This window comes from Vallitalea sp. (assembly GCF_025211055.1).
GTDB lineage: Bacteria > Bacillota > Clostridia > Lachnospirales > Vallitaleaceae > Vallitalea.
The window spans coordinates 28,574-46,756 of the sequence record NZ_JAOARO010000051.1; the positions used below are offsets into that span (position 1 = coordinate 28,574).

At 30.6% G+C, this 18,183-nt stretch carries 17 protein-coding genes and 1 other annotated feature; of the genes, 15 read left to right on the plus strand and 2 right to left on the minus strand.

Features of this window, described 5'->3' with window-relative positions; genetic code table 11:
* Positions 1–13 precede the first annotated feature (13 nt).
* The 9 genes from N4A55_RS06320 to N4A55_RS06365 all read left to right on the plus strand — a co-directional run bounded on the left by N4A55_RS06320 (position 14) and on the right by N4A55_RS06365 (position 8,676).
* Positions 14–1,114 carry an extracellular solute-binding protein gene (locus N4A55_RS06320; RefSeq protein ID WP_293754716.1) on the plus strand — a complete coding sequence of 367 codons (1,101 nt, stop codon included), beginning with the start codon at positions 14–16 and terminating at the stop codon, positions 1,112–1,114.
* Positions 1,074–1,325 (plus strand): hypothetical protein, encoded by a 252-nt coding sequence (locus N4A55_RS06325; RefSeq protein ID WP_293754717.1) that lies wholly within the window; start codon positions 1,074–1,076, stop codon positions 1,323–1,325. Before N4A55_RS06320 ends, N4A55_RS06325 begins: the two co-directional genes overlap by 41 nt.
* Positions 1,326–1,447: 122 nt before the next feature.
* Positions 1,448–1,759: a hypothetical protein gene (locus N4A55_RS06330; RefSeq protein ID WP_330666338.1), complete on the plus strand. Its 312-nt coding sequence runs from the start codon at positions 1,448–1,450 to the stop codon at positions 1,757–1,759.
* Between the two features lie 266 nt (positions 1,760–2,025).
* Positions 2,026–2,907 (plus strand): substrate-binding domain-containing protein, encoded by an 882-nt coding sequence (locus N4A55_RS06340; protein ID WP_330666339.1) that lies wholly within the window; start codon positions 2,026–2,028, stop codon positions 2,905–2,907.
* Between the two features lie 129 nt (positions 2,908–3,036).
* Positions 3,037–3,687 carry an ABC transporter ATP-binding protein gene (locus N4A55_RS06345; RefSeq protein ID WP_293754719.1) on the plus strand — a complete coding sequence of 217 codons (651 nt, stop codon included), beginning with the start codon at positions 3,037–3,039 and terminating at the stop codon, positions 3,685–3,687.
* Positions 3,672–4,451 carry an ABC transporter permease gene (locus N4A55_RS06350; protein WP_293754720.1) on the plus strand — a complete coding sequence of 260 codons (780 nt, stop codon included), beginning with the start codon at positions 3,672–3,674 and terminating at the stop codon, positions 4,449–4,451. The genes N4A55_RS06345 and N4A55_RS06350 overlap by 16 nt, the downstream gene beginning before the upstream one ends.
* A 148-nt stretch (positions 4,452–4,599) precedes the next feature.
* Positions 4,600–5,211, plus strand: a complete 612-nt coding sequence (locus N4A55_RS06355; RefSeq protein WP_293754721.1) for a TetR/AcrR family transcriptional regulator — start codon at positions 4,600–4,602, stop codon at positions 5,209–5,211.
* 14 nt (positions 5,212–5,225) lie between these two features.
* Positions 5,226–6,959, plus strand: a complete 1,734-nt coding sequence (locus tag N4A55_RS06360; RefSeq protein ID WP_293754723.1) for an ABC transporter ATP-binding protein — start codon at positions 5,226–5,228, stop codon at positions 6,957–6,959.
* A gap of 1 nt (position 6,960) precedes the next feature.
* The gene (locus N4A55_RS06365) at positions 6,961–8,676 is read left to right on the plus strand and encodes an ABC transporter ATP-binding protein (protein WP_293754724.1); all 1,716 of its coding nucleotides are present in this window, start codon (positions 6,961–6,963) and stop codon (positions 8,674–8,676) included.
* 58 nt (positions 8,677–8,734) lie between these two features.
* Here the strand turns inward: N4A55_RS06365 and tyrS are convergent, their stop codons facing one another.
* Positions 8,735–9,982, minus strand: a complete 1,248-nt coding sequence (tyrS, locus tag N4A55_RS06370) for a tyrosine--tRNA ligase (protein ID WP_293754725.1) — start codon at positions 9,980–9,982, stop codon at positions 8,735–8,737.
* Between the two features lie 122 nt (positions 9,983–10,104).
* Positions 10,105–10,366 (minus strand) — a binding site (T-box leader).
* Between the two features lie 237 nt (positions 10,367–10,603).
* Here tyrS and N4A55_RS06375 point away from each other — a divergent pair.
* Positions 10,604–11,773, plus strand: coding sequence for an iron-containing alcohol dehydrogenase (locus N4A55_RS06375; RefSeq protein ID WP_293754726.1), 1,170 nt, complete (start codon positions 10,604–10,606; stop codon positions 11,771–11,773).
* Positions 11,774–11,795: 22 nt separating this feature from the next.
* The gene (locus tag N4A55_RS06380; RefSeq protein ID WP_293754727.1) at positions 11,796–12,278 is read left to right on the plus strand and encodes a flavodoxin family protein; all 483 of its coding nucleotides are present in this window, start codon (positions 11,796–11,798) and stop codon (positions 12,276–12,278) included.
* A gap of 106 nt (positions 12,279–12,384) precedes the next feature.
* On the opposite strand, the gene N4A55_RS06385 is transcribed toward N4A55_RS06380, so the two are convergent.
* Complete coding sequence (locus N4A55_RS06385; protein ID WP_293754728.1) at positions 12,385–13,074, minus strand: SOS response-associated peptidase; 690 nt, start codon at positions 13,072–13,074, stop codon at positions 12,385–12,387.
* 226 nt (positions 13,075–13,300) lie between these two features.
* Here N4A55_RS06385 and polX point away from each other — a divergent pair, with 226 nt between their 5' ends.
* From polX to N4A55_RS06405, 4 genes are all read left to right on the plus strand, one after another.
* Positions 13,301–15,007 carry a DNA polymerase/3'-5' exonuclease PolX gene (gene polX, locus N4A55_RS06390; RefSeq protein WP_293754729.1) on the plus strand — a complete coding sequence of 569 codons (1,707 nt, stop codon included), beginning with the start codon at positions 13,301–13,303 and terminating at the stop codon, positions 15,005–15,007.
* Positions 15,008–15,111: 104 nt separating this feature from the next.
* Complete coding sequence (locus N4A55_RS06395; protein ID WP_293754781.1) at positions 15,112–15,657, plus strand: ferritin family protein; 546 nt, start codon at positions 15,112–15,114, stop codon at positions 15,655–15,657.
* 756 nt (positions 15,658–16,413) lie between these two features.
* Positions 16,414–16,875 (plus strand): DUF6323 family protein, encoded by a 462-nt coding sequence (locus N4A55_RS06400; RefSeq protein WP_293754730.1) that lies wholly within the window; start codon positions 16,414–16,416, stop codon positions 16,873–16,875.
* The gene (locus N4A55_RS06405) at positions 16,875–18,182 is read left to right on the plus strand and encodes a DUF6179 domain-containing protein (RefSeq protein ID WP_293754731.1); all 1,308 of its coding nucleotides are present in this window, start codon (positions 16,875–16,877) and stop codon (positions 18,180–18,182) included. The genes N4A55_RS06400 and N4A55_RS06405 overlap by 1 nt, the downstream gene beginning before the upstream one ends.
* Position 18,183 lies beyond the last annotated feature (1 nt).

The window sequence follows — 18,183 nt, forward strand, 5'->3', positions numbered from 1 at the left end:
GGAGATTGGTAAGATGAAAAAGCAACAGTTTTTTCTAGTTATTTTGATTTTTGTACTTATATTAGTGGGATGTGGGTCAAAAACTTCTAATTCCGTTAAGGATGATGAGATACCAAAACCACAAGAAAAAGAAAAAATAGAAACTACTAAATCAGAAGATAAGGTTGAACTTGTTATTTACACAAATCAAATCGATGGAGACAGAGAAGAGTTGTTTAAGATTTTAGTAGAAGAACAGAATTTCAATTTTGATGTCGTATTTGTTCAATCAGGTGGAGGGGATATAAGAGATCGTTTGATTGCGGAAAAGAATAATCCTATAGCCGATGTTGTTTTGGGAGCATCAACTCTGGAACATTTAGCTTTAGTCGAAAATGATTTATTAGTACCGTTTACACCGGATTGGTCAGATACTGTTGATACAAGTTTGGTGGGAGTAGATAATAAGTTTTGGCCATGGGCGATTGATACATTTCACTTCACATATAATACAGCTTTGATTGGTGGAGAAGGTCAACTACCAGTTCCCAATGATTGGTATGACTTAACATCACCTGAATATAAAGGGAAGTACTATGTATTTGGCTCTACAGGAACCACGGGAGGGGTTATGTTTGCCTCCATGCTTGTACGTCATAGGGATGATAATGGGATTCTAGGGGTTTCAGAAGAAGGGTGGAAGTTGATTGAGGACATTCATGCAAATGCTATTAATCCATTCCCAAATGATTTTCGTGAGGCATTAAAAGGTGAGGTTGTAGGTGGATTTATTTGGGGTGGAGGAGTAGTTACTATTCCAGAAAGTAAAGGTATTGAATTAGATGTAATGGAGACTCCTGTAGGGACACCATTTTTACCAGCTAATATAGCAATAATAAATACAGGTAAACAAAATAAGATGAAATATGCAGAGGAATTTGTAAACTGGTGGGGCTCCAAAGAAGTACAAACAAAATGGGGTGGTGCTTTTGGAAATGCACCTGCAAATAAGGAAGCGCTTGATGCTATTGGTGGAGAGTTAAAAGCTTTTATGGAACGATTAAGTGTACATGATATTGATTGGCAGTTTGTATATGAGCATTTCAGTACTTTCTTTAGTGGTTTTAGGATTTAATGCTCTATTAACTGATTATAATGTAGCTGCATTTTTATCTCATCCTTTAAAAGAACCTTTAGGATTGATGATAAAACGATATACCACTGAAAGAGCAAGTGGGGATGCCCAAGCAATAATTTTTGTTTATTCAACCATATTGATGATCATTGCATCATCAAGAATGTATTTAGTATATGGTAAATTACTTAATAAAAAATTAAAGAAATGAGGGAAAACAATGTTGTATAATAGAATACAAAAAAGATTATTATTGCATTTGAGGGTGAAAGTGAAAAATTTGGGCTGGTTTATGATGTTAAGGATGATATTCTTTATAGTGCTCATTCTAAAATGGGTGCTTTTATTAACGGAGTCCCTTTTGAGAGACCAGAGACTCCAGAGTTTGGAATTATTCATTTAACACCATCATATCTAAAAGAAAGAAAATATGATGAGTTTTCTAAAAAGTTTATGGGTATTAGATATTTAGAGGTTTGTACTATTGAAGTGATAAGGGTTGCAATAGGTGAGGCTAGTTGCTTTTATAGAAAAAACCAAGAAGTATGGGACTATAAGGCTGCTGTTATATTTGCAGAAATGGTAGGTGTGCAGGTTGAGATTTCTGATAACCATGATGTCTTAGTTGGAACAAGTTTTTATTAATAAATTGAAGTGAAAGTGATAAGTATATCTTGCTCTTATTATTATTATAGTTTATAATTTATATTCTATTAAATATTTTATGAGAATTTATGATATATTTTATATAGCTATAAGAAAAAAGTGAGGGTTATGCTATGGTTAAATTAGAAGATGTCGCAAAAAAAGTTGGTATATCAAAGACTACAGTTTAACGTGTTTTAAATAATGATGATACTCTATCTGTTACTGATGAAACAAGAGAAAAAATTCAAAAAGTTGTAATGGAAATGGGGTATAAACCATTAAGAAAAAGAAAAAATAAAACACAAAAACAGACATTTAGTATTGTAATGATACATAATGATGAAGCTTTTACAAGTAAAGTTGATAGAGCGTTTTATTTTTCAATTAGAAATGGTATTGAACAAATATGTATTAAGAAAAAAATTAATGTGTTTAGTGTACCAATTACTCAATTGCCAACAACAAAACAACAGTATGATGGTGCGATAATTTTTGGGAATTTAACTCAAAACCAACACCAATTAATAAGAAATAATGCAAGTACAAATAAATTTGCTATTGTAGGTTTATATAATCCTTTTCCAGATGAATATGATCATATCTCATTTAATACTAGATTTGCCGTATACAAAGTTTTAGATTATTTAATAGCTTTAGGACACACCAAAATAGGATGTTTAGGTGCGAATGAATTCTCAGTATTAGAGGACGAGGATTCTAGAAAAAAGATATTTACAAAATACATGACAGAAAATAATTTATATAGAGATGAATGGGTGATATTTGGACATAAAGGAACACAAGGAGGATATGAGATGGCTGAAAAGCTAATTAAATTAGATAATCTTCCTACAGCATTATTTGTAGCCAATGATCCTACAGCAATTGGTGTTATACAAGCATTACAAGATAATGGTATTATGATACCAGCAGATATGTCTATTATAGGCTTTAATGGAGATTATACAACAGAATATACTTATCCACCTTTAACAACATTGAAAGTCAATACAAGGGAAATGGGTAAGGAGGCAGTATTATGCTTGTTAGAAAAGATTAAAGGTGATAGAGCATTAGTTAAGAAAGTTGAAATTGGGACAACATTAATCGAAAGGAAAAGTGCAAGAAGTATAGCTGAACAGTAAATTTTTGTGTATAAGAATAAGTTAAAGGGGTTGAAAAGATGCATGTAGAACCAGGATTGGTTCTGGTGTGTCTTTTGCAAAATATGGTAGAACTTATAGCGTATATAGGGTTGAAGAGGAGGAATAAAAATGTTTGAACTACAAGGTGTGAAATTTAAACACATAATAGATTTACCATCATTAAAAATCCAAGAAAATAAGATTACAACATTAGTAGGGGAAAGTGGAGGAGGAAAAACAACAATACTAAAATTGTTAAACAAAATGATTTCACCTACAGAAGGTAAAATCTTATTTCAAGGTAAACCGCTTGACGAAATAGATTCAGTTACACATCGCAGACAAGTCTCAATGCTATCCCAAACCCCTATAGTATTTGAAGGTAATATCAAAGATAATCTATTAATTGGATTAAAATTCCAAGATAAAGAATTACCGAATGATAATTACCTAAAAGAAATATTACAAAAACTCCAATTGAATAAAAACCTTAATGATAATGTAGAACTTCTATCTGGTGGAGAAAAACAAAGACTATCATTAGGAAGAATCATTCTCCTTGATTCACCTGTATATCTATTAGATGAACCATCTTCAGCCTTAGACGACAGTACAGAAGACATTATAATACAGATGGTTACAGGATTTGTAAAAGAAAATAATAAAACCCTTATAATGGTAACTCATTCCAAAGAAATAGCAAACAAATATTCTGATACAATAATAAAAATAAATAAAGGAAAACACAGAATGGAGGGAGACATATGGATGGAATCATAGACTTAACAGTTATACAAGTAGCACTAGCCTATATATTTGTGTTTTTCGTACTTGTCATAGTTAGACTCAGAGGAATTAGCAGAGAAAAAGAAATAATAATTTCATCAATAAGAATGACCCTACAACTTATCCTCACTGGTCACGTACTACTGTTTGTCTTTAACAATCCAAATCCCTACATTACCATAGCCATAATAATAATAATGGAGATTTTTGCAGTATACACAATATTCAAGAAATTCAAAGCAAAATTATCAACTCAGCTAAAAAAAGTCATAGCACTATCCATGAGCATCGGCACATTAATATGCCTGACCTACTTTTTATTTGTAGTCATCCGTATTCCAAAATGGTATGAACCCCAATACTTTATCCCCATAGCCGGAATGCTCATAGGAAACTCAATGACAGGGATCTCCCTAGGAATTAACTCACTGATAGAAGGAATGACAACCAATAAAGCCACAATAGAAGAAGCACTAATCCTAGGTGCAACCCCACAACTAGCTTCCAAAAATGTAATAAATAAAGCCTTCGACTCCGCAATACTCCCAACAATCAATTCAATGCTGGGAATGGGAATAATCTTTCTCCCAGGTATGATGACCGGTCAAATACTAGCAGGAGTAATACCAACAACCGCTATAACATACCAAATAGCCATCATGCTAGGCATTTTCGGATCTGTATCATTAACCGTCATAATAATGCTCCACCTAGGATACAAAACATTCTTCAATAAACAAAATCAATTAAATCATTAAATACTAATGAGATTTCATTAATTCTTGTGTAAGCGTTATGTTGAAATGATAGCAAAACACAGTTGACAAATAGTATGAATAGGAATATACTAACAAATAGATAATCGGATTATCGGTAATCAAATTATCGAATAGAAGGAGGTTTTTTATGTCTGTACAGGATACTAGCTTAAATCCAAAAATAACTGAAAGTGCTATAAAAGAATTTTTAGAGTACGGCTATCTTAATGCTTCAGTGAAAAGAATATGTGAGAATGCTGGAGTGACTACAGGTGCATTATACAAGAGGTACAAGGGGAAAGAAGATTTATTCGATTCTATTATAGAGCCTATATATGACAAACTTGAGAAACTATCAGATAATAGGATAAGCAATACCTTGAAAATATTAGAGAGCAAAGAGCTAGAAAAATTTTGGTCAAATCCAATTGAAACATATAAGTATCAAATAAATTATTTATATGATCATTATGAAGGTATGAGGTTACTTCTGTGTTCATCAGAAGGAACCAAGCATAGTGGGTTTTTACATGGATTTGTTACAAAGATTACAAATCTAACTTATGAGATTACTGAAGAAATTTATAAAAGAGGTTTAAGTTGTTCCTTGATGGACAAGGATACACTTCATATGCTATTAACGGCTTATTGGACTACAATATTTGAATCAATTATTCACAGTGATTCAAGGGAAGTGGCACTAAAAAAATCCGAAACTATAGCAGAATTTTTTAATTGGAGTAAGGTGTTTGGTTTTTAAAGGAGGTTAATTATATGCTGAAAAAAATATTTTCTTATGCAGGAAAATACAAGAGAAATGGATATACTGCTGTAATTTTAATTCTACTAAGTGTACTTAGTGAAATTACTGCATTTTATTTAGTGTATTGCATCATTAAAGAATTAATTAGTGGATTAAGTGCATTTAACTCTGTATCAATATACATTGTAGGAATTTTTATTGCTTACTTATTAAAATCAACGTTGTTTTCCTTTGGTCTTGATCAGTCTCATGTATTTGCATTTAATACCTTATGTAATATTAGAAAGGCATTAGCTAAAAAGCTGAAGAAAATGCCACTTGGTACAATAACAAATAAGGGAGCAGGTATGTATAGACAAAACTTTGTTGATGATATAGAAAGTATAGAACTATTACTTGCTCATGCTTTTCCAGAGGGTTTACCATATGTGATTTCAAGTATTAGTGTATACGTAGTTTTGTTTATTGTTGATGTTAGGTTGGGACTACTAAGTTTGGTTACGATTCCTATTGCTGTAGTTGCAATGGTTGGAATGGTAAAAGATGGAGTAGAACAAAGTAAACAATATAGAAATAGTCTTATTAAGCTTAATAAATCTATTGTAGAGTATGTATCGGGAATGGAAGTTGTTAAAATATTTAATAAGACTTCAATATCTAATAAGAAAATTGATGATTCAATAAGCGAATACAAAGAGTTTACAAAAAAATGGTATAAGGTTAATTTTAATTATATGGCTGTGTTCCAATCTGTATTGCCATCAACAATTGCTTTTATGCTACCAGTTGGTATGATGATGGTTTTAAACAATACAATGGAACTATCAACATTATTGTTTGGTATAATTCTCGCATTAAGTATAAGTACGCCATTATTAAAGATAATGAACTTTGTGCCTATGATGTATAATGTTGTGAAAAAAATTGAAAAACTTGAAGTAGAATTTGATGAGGCTGAGCTTGTTGAAAACCCTAGAGATAAAGACATAGTGTCTACAAAAATTGATTTCGAACAAGTTACTTTTGCTTATGATAAGGTACGTGTTATAGATAATATGACTTTTACAATTAATGAGGGAGAGAAAATTGGTATTGTTGGTGAAAGTGGAAGTGGTAAGAGTACGATAGGTCGATTAATTATGCACTATTGGGACGTGAATAATGGCGCAATTAAACTTGGCGGTATAGACATTAGAGAGATTTCGTTAACAAAGCTAATGGAAAATATCAGTTATGTGTCACAGGATAATTTTCTATTTAACATATCTATTAAAGAAAACTTGTTAATTGCAAAGTCAGATGCTACTGAAGATGAGATAGTTGCAGCTTGTAAGGCTGCAAGTTGTCATGATGTAATTATGAGCCTATCCAATGGATATAATACGAATGTAGGTGATAGTGGGAATAAACTCTCTGGTGGAGAACGTCAAAGGATAACTATAGCTAGAGCAATATTAAAGGATACAAATATAGTGATTCTTGATGAAGCAACGTCATTTACAGATGCGAAAAATGATGCACTTATAAATAAAGCCATAAGGAATCTAACGAAAGATAAGACAGTTATAACAGTCGCTCACAAACTATCAAGTGTAAGCAACTCTGACAAAATCATGTTGATAGATAAAGGTAGATTAATCGATTTTGCGCCTCATGATGAGCTATTAAATAATGACATCTATAAAAATCTTTGGGAAAGATACAATATGACATTAGATTATAGATTCAAAGTAAGGGAGGTATAGTATGTTAAAGATAATAAGAAGAATATTTATCATAGCCGAAGAAGATAGAAAAAGTCTTTATATAAGTATAATTTTTTCTGTACTTGAAAATATGACTATATTTGTACCATATATGCTTGTATTTTATTCCTTGAATAATTATCTGAATGATGATTTAACCTATAATAGTATAAGGAACGTAAGTATAGCAATGTTGGTAAGCATTATTTTTCGGTGTATATTTAGAAGAATTGTTGATGGATTACAAAGTGCAAAGGGATTAAATATATTTGCAAAACAAAGATTAAAGTTAGTTGAACACCTCAGAAAACTATCATTGGGGTATTTTTCAGAGGGGAATATTGGGAATATTATTTCTGTGTTAACGACAGATATTATATTTGCAGAAGAAAATGGTATGATTTTTCTAGGACAATTAATTTCGGCGTACATTAGTCTGTTGCTTACTTCTATATTTATGTTTTATATAAACATGTGGTTAGGTTTTGGATTTGTCATCATAGTTTTCATAGCTTTTTTAACTATTAATTATTTGGATCTAGTAAATAAGAAACATGGAGCCATAAGACAAGAGCAGTTCGCTAATTTATCTAGTGCTGTAGTGCAGTTTATTAAAGGAGTTGGAGCTATTAAGGCATTTGGTATGGAAAACGAAGACAATATAGATCTTGAAAAGAATTTTGAAAAAAGTAAAAACAAGGCAATTATTTTTGAAAAAGCATATTTACTTCCTAGGATACTAACAGAAAGTTCTCATTACATAGGTATTGCTTTACTAATTTCATTATCATTAATACTTTACTTTTCAAGTTATATCAGTTTGGAATTTGTCCTTGGAATGATGATATTTGCACCTATTTCCTTAGATTCAATTATGGTTATAGTAAATGGGGTAACACGTTTTGATATCCTTGAAGCTGGATTAGATAGATATGATGAGATAATGGCGGTAAAGGAACTTAAAGACACCCATAAAAACATTGAACTTGATAACTTGGATATTGAATTTTCTAATGTAAGATTCGCATATGATAAAAAGGATGTAATAAAAGACATAAATTTTAAAATACCAGAAAAAACATTTACTGCCTTAATTGGTCCATCAGGTGGAGGTAAGAGCACGATTACTAATTTAATCTCCAGATTTTGGGATGTTGATAATGGTAAAGTGACCATTGGTGGGGTAGATATTAAAGAAATTTCCTTAAATACCTTATTATCAAAAATAAGTATGGTTTTTCAAAATGTGTATTTATTTGAAGATACAATTGCTAATAACATAGCTTTTGGTGCGGAACAAGCAACCCATGAGGAAATTGTTGAAGCAGCAAAAAAAGCTAGATGCCATGAGTTTATATCGGATTTAGCAAATGGGTATGATACAGTGGTGGGAGAAGGAGGTGCAACCCTTTCTGGTGGTGAAAAACAAAGAATATCAATTGCAAGAGCAATACTAAAGGATTCCCCTATTATTCTGCTAGATGAAGCAACATCAAGTGTCGATCCAGAAAATGAGCTGTTTATTCAAGAGGCAATTAATGAGCTTGTAAAAAATAAAACTTTGGTGGTGATTGCCCATAGATTATCAAGTATAAAAGAAGCAGATAGTATTTTGGTTATTGATGATGGTAAAATGGTAGAATCAGGAAATCATAAAGAACTTATTATGCAAAATGGAATATATAAAAATTTGTGGGACTTAAGTCAATTGGTATAATACTCAAATTCATGTGGTCAAAGCTAATTTAGCCACATGAATTTGAGTTGTATTATACTTATTTCACTACAACCTTCAAATACTTCTTCTTACCCCTCTTCAAAACAATCTCACCATTCTCAACCCTATCTTCACCAACAACTAAATCAACATCTTCCACCTTAATTCCATTAATACTAATACCACCCTGCTTAATCAATCGTCTGCCTTCTGACTTAGTACTTACAAATTCACACTCAAACAATAAATCAATAACAGAAATACCATCTTTTATCAACTTCTCTTCAATCTCAATAGCAGGTATATCACTAGAAATCTTATTCTTATCAAATAATTCAGTAATAGTCTTAAGAACCTTATCAGCCTCTTCCTTACCATGAACCAACTTAGTTATTTCATAAGCCATCAACCTCTTAGCACCACGAATATCCTCTTTACATAAACCTACAATCTCATCCATAGGTACTCTGGTAAACAAACGCAATAACATCTCAGTATCATCATCATTAACATTGTAAAAGTATTGGTAAAAATCAAAAACAGTAGTTTTATCTCTAGCTACCCATAATGTACCAGATTCAGTTTTACCCATTTTTTTACCTTCTCTTGTCATAAGGAGAGGACAAGTAAGTCCAAACATAATATCTCTTTCATCATTATTAGCTATATTAAGTTTTCTTCCAAGATTAGTTCCAGCAACAATATTTCCCCATTGGTCACTGCCACCGATTTGCAAAGTACAACCGTACTTTTTATTCAAGTAAACAAAATCATAGGACTGCATAAGCATATAACCCATCTCTAAGAATGTAAGTCCGCCTTCTTCTAATCTCTTAGAATAAGCATCCGCTGACAGCATAGTATTAACATTAAAATGAACACCTATATCTCTCATGAAATCAATAAAATTATAAGGATTAATCCATTCTGCATTACTAAGGATTAATGCTTTATTATCACCATCAGTCTTGATGAATCTACTTGCAAGACGTTTAACTTCTTCCACATTATGTGCTACTTGTTCTTTCGTAAGCATTTTTCTCATATCACTCTTACCACTAGGATCACCAATAAGTGCAGTTGCACCACCGATAACTAGAATACCTCTGTGTCCAGCATCTTGTAAATATCTAAACATCATTAACGCAAAAAAGTGTCCTATATGCAAGCTGTCAGCAGTAGGGTCAATACCCAAGTAAAATGTAACAGGTGAACCGCTGTTCAGTGATTCTCTAATATCTTCTTCGTGTGTAGATTGGTATACATAACCTCTCTCTAGTAAAGTTTCAAAAACATTTCTATCCATTTTTCTTACCTCCATAAAATAAAATATTTATAAATAATCTTTAGGCCTTAAGATATATCCTCATTAATATTCAAATTGATTAAAATATATAAAAAATGCAAATAAAAAAACTCTCATCCTAATAAAAGGACGAGAGTATAATCTCACGTGGTACCACCTTGATTCATTGTCATATTACTATGACAATCTTAATAAGCACGCTGTTTGGTAATTCCAAAAGGATGCCTTGGTATTATAACGTATACCTAACGTCACTAGTCTACTCGATAACTTTCGATAGGAAACTCAAAGATGTATTCAAATCAGCTTGTTTGATGCCTCTCACCAACCGGCAACTCTCTTGAAAACGCTACTGATCCTACTAATTCTTATCACAGTTTTTAAATATATTTAACAATCAAATTGAATTAACTAAGATTATATGCTCATATTATATGCTTGTCAAGAGAAAAAAATAATAAAAATTATTTAGAATATTTAATATTTAGTAAAATATTCCTGAAATAAAAAATGACAAAATAGATATTTTGATATAGAATATAATTAATAGAACTACACGTTTTAAACAACATTAACAGATGAATAATAAGATAATAAATACACTGCAAAGGAATGAATTATATGGTAAACTTCAATTTTGCTAAAGTACCACAAACGATTTTTCATCCAGGAAGTATTAACGAGATAGATTCTTTGAATATTGCAAAAAGTGCAAAAAATATATTGCTTGTCACAGGAGCTAGTTCTTTTAGAAATTCTAATCATTATGGAAAATTATTGGATAAGATGGTAAATACTAATATATATGAGACAAGAGTAGTAAGAGAGCCTTCTCCAGAAAGTATAGATAATGAAGTAAACAAGCATAGAGATCATAATATTGAATTAGTTATTGCCATTGGCGGAGGCAGTGTCATGGATGCAGGTAAAGCTATTTCTGCAATGTTGACTCAAAAAGACTCAGTCATGGCATATATAGAAGGAGTAGGGGAAGGAAAGATTCATAATGGGGATAAAATACCTCTGATTGCAATACCTACTACTTCAGGAACTGGTAGTGAGACAACGAAAAATGCTGTTTTAAGTAAAGTGGGTAATAAAGGATTCAAGAAATCCATACGTCACGAGAATTTTGTACCAGATATAGTTATGTTAGATCCAGAACTAATGATTAACTGCCCATCTAATATAACAGCTGCTAGTGGGTTAGATGCACTGACTCAATTAATAGGTTCCTACGTATCCACCAAAGCGTATCCCATGACAGATGCATTAGCTGTTTCAGGTATAGAATACTTTGGTAAATCTTTTCTATCAGTATGTAAGGACGAATATGATTCTATAAAAAAACGTGCTAGTATGGCTTATGCTTCTTATATATCAGGGATTACATTAGCAAATGCAGGCCTTGGTATTGTACATGGGTTTGCTTCAAGTGTAGGTGGTTATGTAGATATACCACATGGAGTTTTATGCGGTACATTATTGCCTGAGGCAGTTAAACTTAATATCAAATTACTACAAGAACAACAAGATAAGATTTATCTGAAGAAATATGCTAAAGTAGGTGCCATACTTACTGGAAGTGATGAGAAAGATATAGATATATCTTGTAAAGAACTAATAAATATCTTAGAGTACTGGATAAATGAACTAAAGATACCAAGACTTAAGGAATTTGGTATCATAGAACAAGATTTAGATAGTATTGTAAAAGCAACTAGTAATAAAAATAATCCTATTACTCTAAGTTATGAACAAATGAAAAGGATTCTTTTATCAAGATTATAAAAAACGAAAGGTGGAAATATTTATGGATAATGGAAAGAAACTTATTGTATTTTACTCTCTAGGTGGAAACACAAGATTTATTGCCGAGGAAATAAAAAAAGAAGAAAAGGCTGATTTATTAGAACTAAAACTAAAAAAAGACATTAAATCAAAAGGATTCCTGAAATATTTAATAGGGGGAAAACAAGCAATAACGGATAAAAAACCAGAATTATTACCATATGATGTTAACCTAGATGAGTATAAAACAATTCTTATAGGTTCACCTATATGGGCTAGTCATTTTTCACCAGCAGTTAATACTTTTTTATCAGAGAATGCAATACTAAATAAAAATATTGCCCTTTTCTGTTGCCATGCTGGTGGAGGCGAAGGAAAAGCTTTTAAACATTATAAAGAGAGATTAAAAGGCAACAGATTCATTGGAGAAATTGAAATAAAAGATCCTCTAAAAGCTAAGACTGAGTCTGTTAACAAATTAAAAAATTGGTTGAAGAATATATAGAAATATATTTTGATGGGACTGTCGGATAATATGTTATCTCCAAAAAAGTATTATCCGACGCCTTATAAAAAACTAATTACTAATTCTTTTTACTGTCTGTTCGAAGTCAAGAAGATTCAGGTTTTGTACATAACGGGCTTTCATTATTCGGTGAGTTGACTAGACTGGATACCTCATAAGCTTCCATTTCTGAAGTTGGGTATGGTTTCAGTAATGATTTTAGATAAGCTATATCTTTTATATTAGGATTCAGCCAACTTTTTTCATCGTCTTTATTCAATATTACAGGCATTCGGTTATGGATATTGGACATTAAAGTGTTGGGTGTAGTAGTTAATATTGTACATGTACTTATTTTTTGTTTGTCCTTAGTATAATATATACTATATAGACCAGCCATACAAAATAGTTTGTTGTTTTTCATAGTGATAAACATTGGCTTTTTACTATTTTCTTCTTTTTTCCATTCATAGAACCCATTAGATAATATAACACATCTATTGTTTATAAAGGATTTTTTATATGATGGTTTAGTTTCTACAGACTCGCTTCTTGCATTAATCATTTTATATCCTATTTTTGTATCTTTTGCCCAAGAAGGAACAAAACCCCATCGTAAATAACCTATTCTATCTTTTTTGCCATTTGATGCAACAGATAGAACTTGTTGACTGGGAGCAATATTATAACGAGGAATATAGTCAAGATTGGAAGCTATGTTTTCTATGTCGAATCTACCTTTTAAGATATCAACCAACATGTCATAATCTAATGTTAAAACAAAACGACCACACATATTAATCCTTCTTTCTTATTAGATTTATAATCATATATTGTACATTATATCAAATAAAATTATAGATTCAAGGGATTAGATTGATTACACAATACATTATATCTGTTTTAGTTACTCATCAGTATATATATTTTATTAAGTGCCAATACTAATATTTAAAACAAGTTTAATTATAGATGGAACTAATTTATAAGCTGAAATTGATAGATAAAAAGGCGGTATCATAATGACAAAAAGTGAAGTAATAAAAGTTCTCAATGAAATAGGGTTGTTATTAGAATTGAAAGGTGAAAATTTCTTTAAATCCAGAGCCTATTATGATGCAGCTAACAAGTTGGAAGTCATTCAAGAAGATATACAGACTTTGGTTTCAGAGAATAGATTAGGAAGTATAGAAGGCTTTGGAAAAGCATTAACTAGTAAAATAACTGAACTTGTTAATACAGGTGAATTGGAATATTATACAAAATTGAAAGAGACCGTACCTAAGGGACTCGTGAGTATGCTTCGTATATCAGGATTAGGACCAAAAAAAATAATGACTATATATAATAGTCTCGGTGTAAGTACTATAGAAGAGTTAAAAGAAGCTTGTGAGAATAATAGATTATTGGATTTGCCAAGATTCAGTAAAAAAACTCAAGATAAGATTTTAGAAGGGATAAAGAGTTATAATGAATATTCTGAAAAGTTCCATTACCCTATTGGTGAAGTTTTATCCTCCGAGTTGTTAAAATATATTAGAGAAAGTGGTATTGTGCAAAGATGTGAAGTAGCAGGGAGTTTAAGAAGAAGAAAAGAAGTATTAAAAGACATAGACCTATTAGTAAGTAGTGATCAAACTAATAAAGTCATGGATTTATTTACTTCTCATCATTATATAAAAGAAATAACTGGCAAGGGAGAAACAAAGTCTAGTGTAGTGTTGCAAAATGGAATGAATGCTGATATTAGGGTTGTTAGCGATTCACAATTTCCATATGCACTTCATCATTTTACAGGCAGCAAAGAACATAACACAGCACTTAGGCATCTAGCTAAGAAACAAGGGATAAAAATGAATGAATATGGTCTTTTCAAAGATGATGAATTAATTATATGTCATAATGAAAAAGATATTTTTAATGTGTTTGGTATGGAGTATATTCCGCCAGAATTAAGAGAGAATTATGGAGAACTTGAGGCTGCTAGGAGTAATGAATTGCCTGTTCTTGTAACTAATGAAGATATAAGAGGAGTTTTTCATACACATACTAATTATAGTGATGGTAATGCTACAATTGAACAATTAGTAATAGATTGTATCAATAGAGGATATTCTTATCTAGGAATTACTGACCACAGTAAAACAGCCATTTATGCAGGTGGTCTTACAGAAGAGGATATAAAAAGACAACACGAAGAGATAGCTCTACTTAATGAAAAATATCAAGATTTTAAGATATTAAAAGGTATTGAATCAGATATTCTTCCAGATGGTAGGTTGGACTATGATGAACGAATTTTACAATCCTTTGATTTTATCATTGGTTCTGTTCACAGTGCTTTTAAAATGGAACAAAACAAGATGACTGACAGAATAATTAAGGCAATCTCTAATCCATATATGAGTATATTAGGACATCCAACTGGTAGATTGCTTCTTAGCAGGGAAGGGTATAAAATAGATATAGAGCAGATTATTGAGGCTTGTAGTGAGAATGGTGTTGTTATTGAAATCAATGCTAATCCTTATAGATTAGATCTGGATTGGAGACATATAAAAAATGCAAAAGAAAAAGGGTGTAAGTTTGTCATATCTCCAGATGCACATAGCATCAAAGAATTTGATTATATGAGATATGGTATAAATGTAGCAAGAAAAGGTTGGTTAGAAAAAAGTGATATTATAAATACTTTGAAGAAAGATGAAATAGTTAAATATTTCTTGTAGGGAAGTCGATATTAAGTATTAGGTAAAAGGCTCGTTGTATTTGAAACAAAGTATGATATAATATTATTTAGTTATAACATGGGAGATGATTTACTGTGAAAAAAATGAGATGTTTAATATGTGGAATGATCATAAATGATAAAAACTATAATATGAATGATTCTACATTTATTGATAAAAATGAAGCAGACTATATAATTAGGTGTCCTTTTTGTGGTGTTTCAAAAGAATATCTAAGTGATGATGAGGAATACATCAATCTTAATCCAGATGACTTAGATGATAAAACTAGGAAAGTATTGGATATGGGTATGAAATTAGAAATGTTTAATGGTGATTTCTATGCTGAAGCTAGTAAACAAGCAAAGGATGAGAAATTGAAAAAAATGTTTAAGGACTTGAGTAATATTGAGATGATGCATGCAAGAGTTCATAAAAATTTTGGAGGTTTTGCTGCATTACCAAGTCTTAGAAAAATGGATTATACAAAGCATAATACTGATGAATTATTATTGATGGAAGCTAATAAAAGAGAGAAACATGCAATTGCATTTTATGATCGTTATTTTGATAAGGTTCCAGATAGTATCAAAAAAATCTTCAAAGCTTTATCTGATGTTGAGAAGGAACATGTTACAATAACTGAGTAAACCTATTAGATATGGAATCTTACATACTTGTAAGGTTGTACATAAATTTTGTAAGGAAAATGAATGTTTTTATAGGTTGGTGTTTGGTATAATATAAATATGTTATTACCAAAGGGGGAATGGACATGATTAAAAAACTAATTAAATATGGATTTCTTTCATGTTTTCTATTGTTCTTGAGTTATTTAGTTATTAGAATAGTGAATAGTGATTGTATTGATGAAGAATAAAATATGATTTGATATAAAAAATAAAAAAGGTATAGGTATATGCCTTTTTTTTTATTGGGAAATTGTATGAAGTTCTATGGTAAGTAAGTCAGAAAAAGTGTTTTGTTCTAACGTGGTATTTGCAAAATAGTATATGTATATGTTTCGCCAGCTACTTGCTCGTCCTGAGCTCAACAAATAATAATGGACATCGAGTCCATTATTATTTCTGACAGTCCAGTAGAGCTGTCAGATTAAAAGCTGGGTTCGGCGTCCTGCCTCACTACTTCACATATACATATACTATTTTGCGCGTAGTGACGTTCAATACGAATCACAAAATCCTTTTTCTTCTGTGTTCATAACTCTTGGCTGTATCAAATTTTAATTATTATGGGTAAATATTTTATGTTGACAAGAATTAAAGAATGATATATAATAAAATTTAAAGCTTAATTATACAAAAAGACATAATAAATCAACTTTACTATATCATATTTTGGTTTTTTTGTCAAGGTTTTTGGATGAATTTATTTAGGAGGTCGTTATGAAATTACCGATTATGATTATTAATAGTTCAACGGAGCAGCAGGTCAATGAGATTATTAGACTTAATGAAGAGACTGTAAAATATGGTCTTACACTTTCTAAGCATGAGATTATGCAGATTATTGATGTTAGGAATGATTTGTTAAGAGGATATGGACGTATTGAATTAGGTACAGAAGTTATTAATAAATTAATTAAGAGTTTTTATAATTCTTCTTATATACAACAAGATATGTATATGTCGACTCTAATGGAATTACAAGAAGTTTTTTATTATATGAAGAATGAGACAGAAGATAATCTGAGTGATGATGAGATTATAGAGATCTTAAGAGAGTTTTTTGAGGATTATTGTAAGGGGTCTATTGAGTTGTTGCAAGGAAGGGAAATTGAGAATTTTGCAAGGAATCAGCGAATCAAGTATCAAGAGTCTGATTTTTTGAAGGGGGTGACATTTTAATGAATAATGATTTGTCTTTACAGCTAATTAATAAAAATAATATAGAGACATTAGTTATATTAAAGAAATTAATAGCGAAATACACTTTTGGTGAAAGTTCGTCGGTGAAAGTAGAAGTTGCGGAGAATCTTTTACAGTCTATTCATTACTCAATTGATGCTTATGTAAGTGAATGTTCACAGAAAGAGGGATTAATTACCTTACAAAGTGAAGGAATTACAGAAATATATGAAAAAGGATTAAATATAGTAAAATTATTTTTAGAGGAATGTAAAGAGCTATACAAAAATGTCATTGATAATAAGCTACAAATAAATATACAAGCTTATAACGATACTTTACACACAGCTATACCATATTTTTTAAGGGATTATAATTGTTTGTATAATGCTCATGAAACTATTTGCTGTATTGATTATCCATTAGCAATTGATGATATGGATATACAGGGAGTTTTTTATATTAGAAAGTATCTAGAGACAATTATGTTAGAAAATAAATTCTGCAATTATTTTATTAATGATATAGATGAAGTGTTAAGTTGTTATGGAGAGTTATACAAGTTGAATTATAGAGAAGCGTTAATAAATGTGTTTGAAATAGTAATCAATAATTATATATTTTTCTTAATAGCTGAAAATGAAGGAATTAGTATCCATATATCCAAGGTTGATTATGAAATGATAGTAAGTAAAATCAGTAATTTAGAAAGTGAAGATCTTAATAAGCTGTTGGATAATATTTTTAAGGAGATAGCTGTTAATTTAGATATTAAAGATAAGGCGCTTATACATTATATTAAGGAGTATAAGAGCGTTTTTAGTGACAGGCTGATTAGTAATATCAAGCATGGTAGCTTAAAATATATGGTTATAGTTGATGATACACAAAAACTGCAAGAGATAAATTTATTGGACACAGATGATAGGATGGATGATGATTCATTCAAAGAATTGGTTAATACAATTCAAGAATGTAATGATACACAAGATATTATTAATATTATTAAGAATAATGTAAAATCGTTAATTGATTTTATAGATATTTTAAAAGCGGATTGTCTTTTTGGTGAAGAAACGTTTTATAGTATATTTAATATATTGAATGATATGGAATTAGCTATTTTAGGTAAGGTAGTCTATGATGAAGAATTAAGATATAGAGAAGGAATTGACCTGTTGTTGATTGATATAGGTGATAGGGAAAAAGAATGGGAAATATATTATGATGATTTTATAAAAGATTTAGATAAAGATAGAATTAAAAACATTCAATGGTTAATGAGTAATTATAACATAGTAACATAAT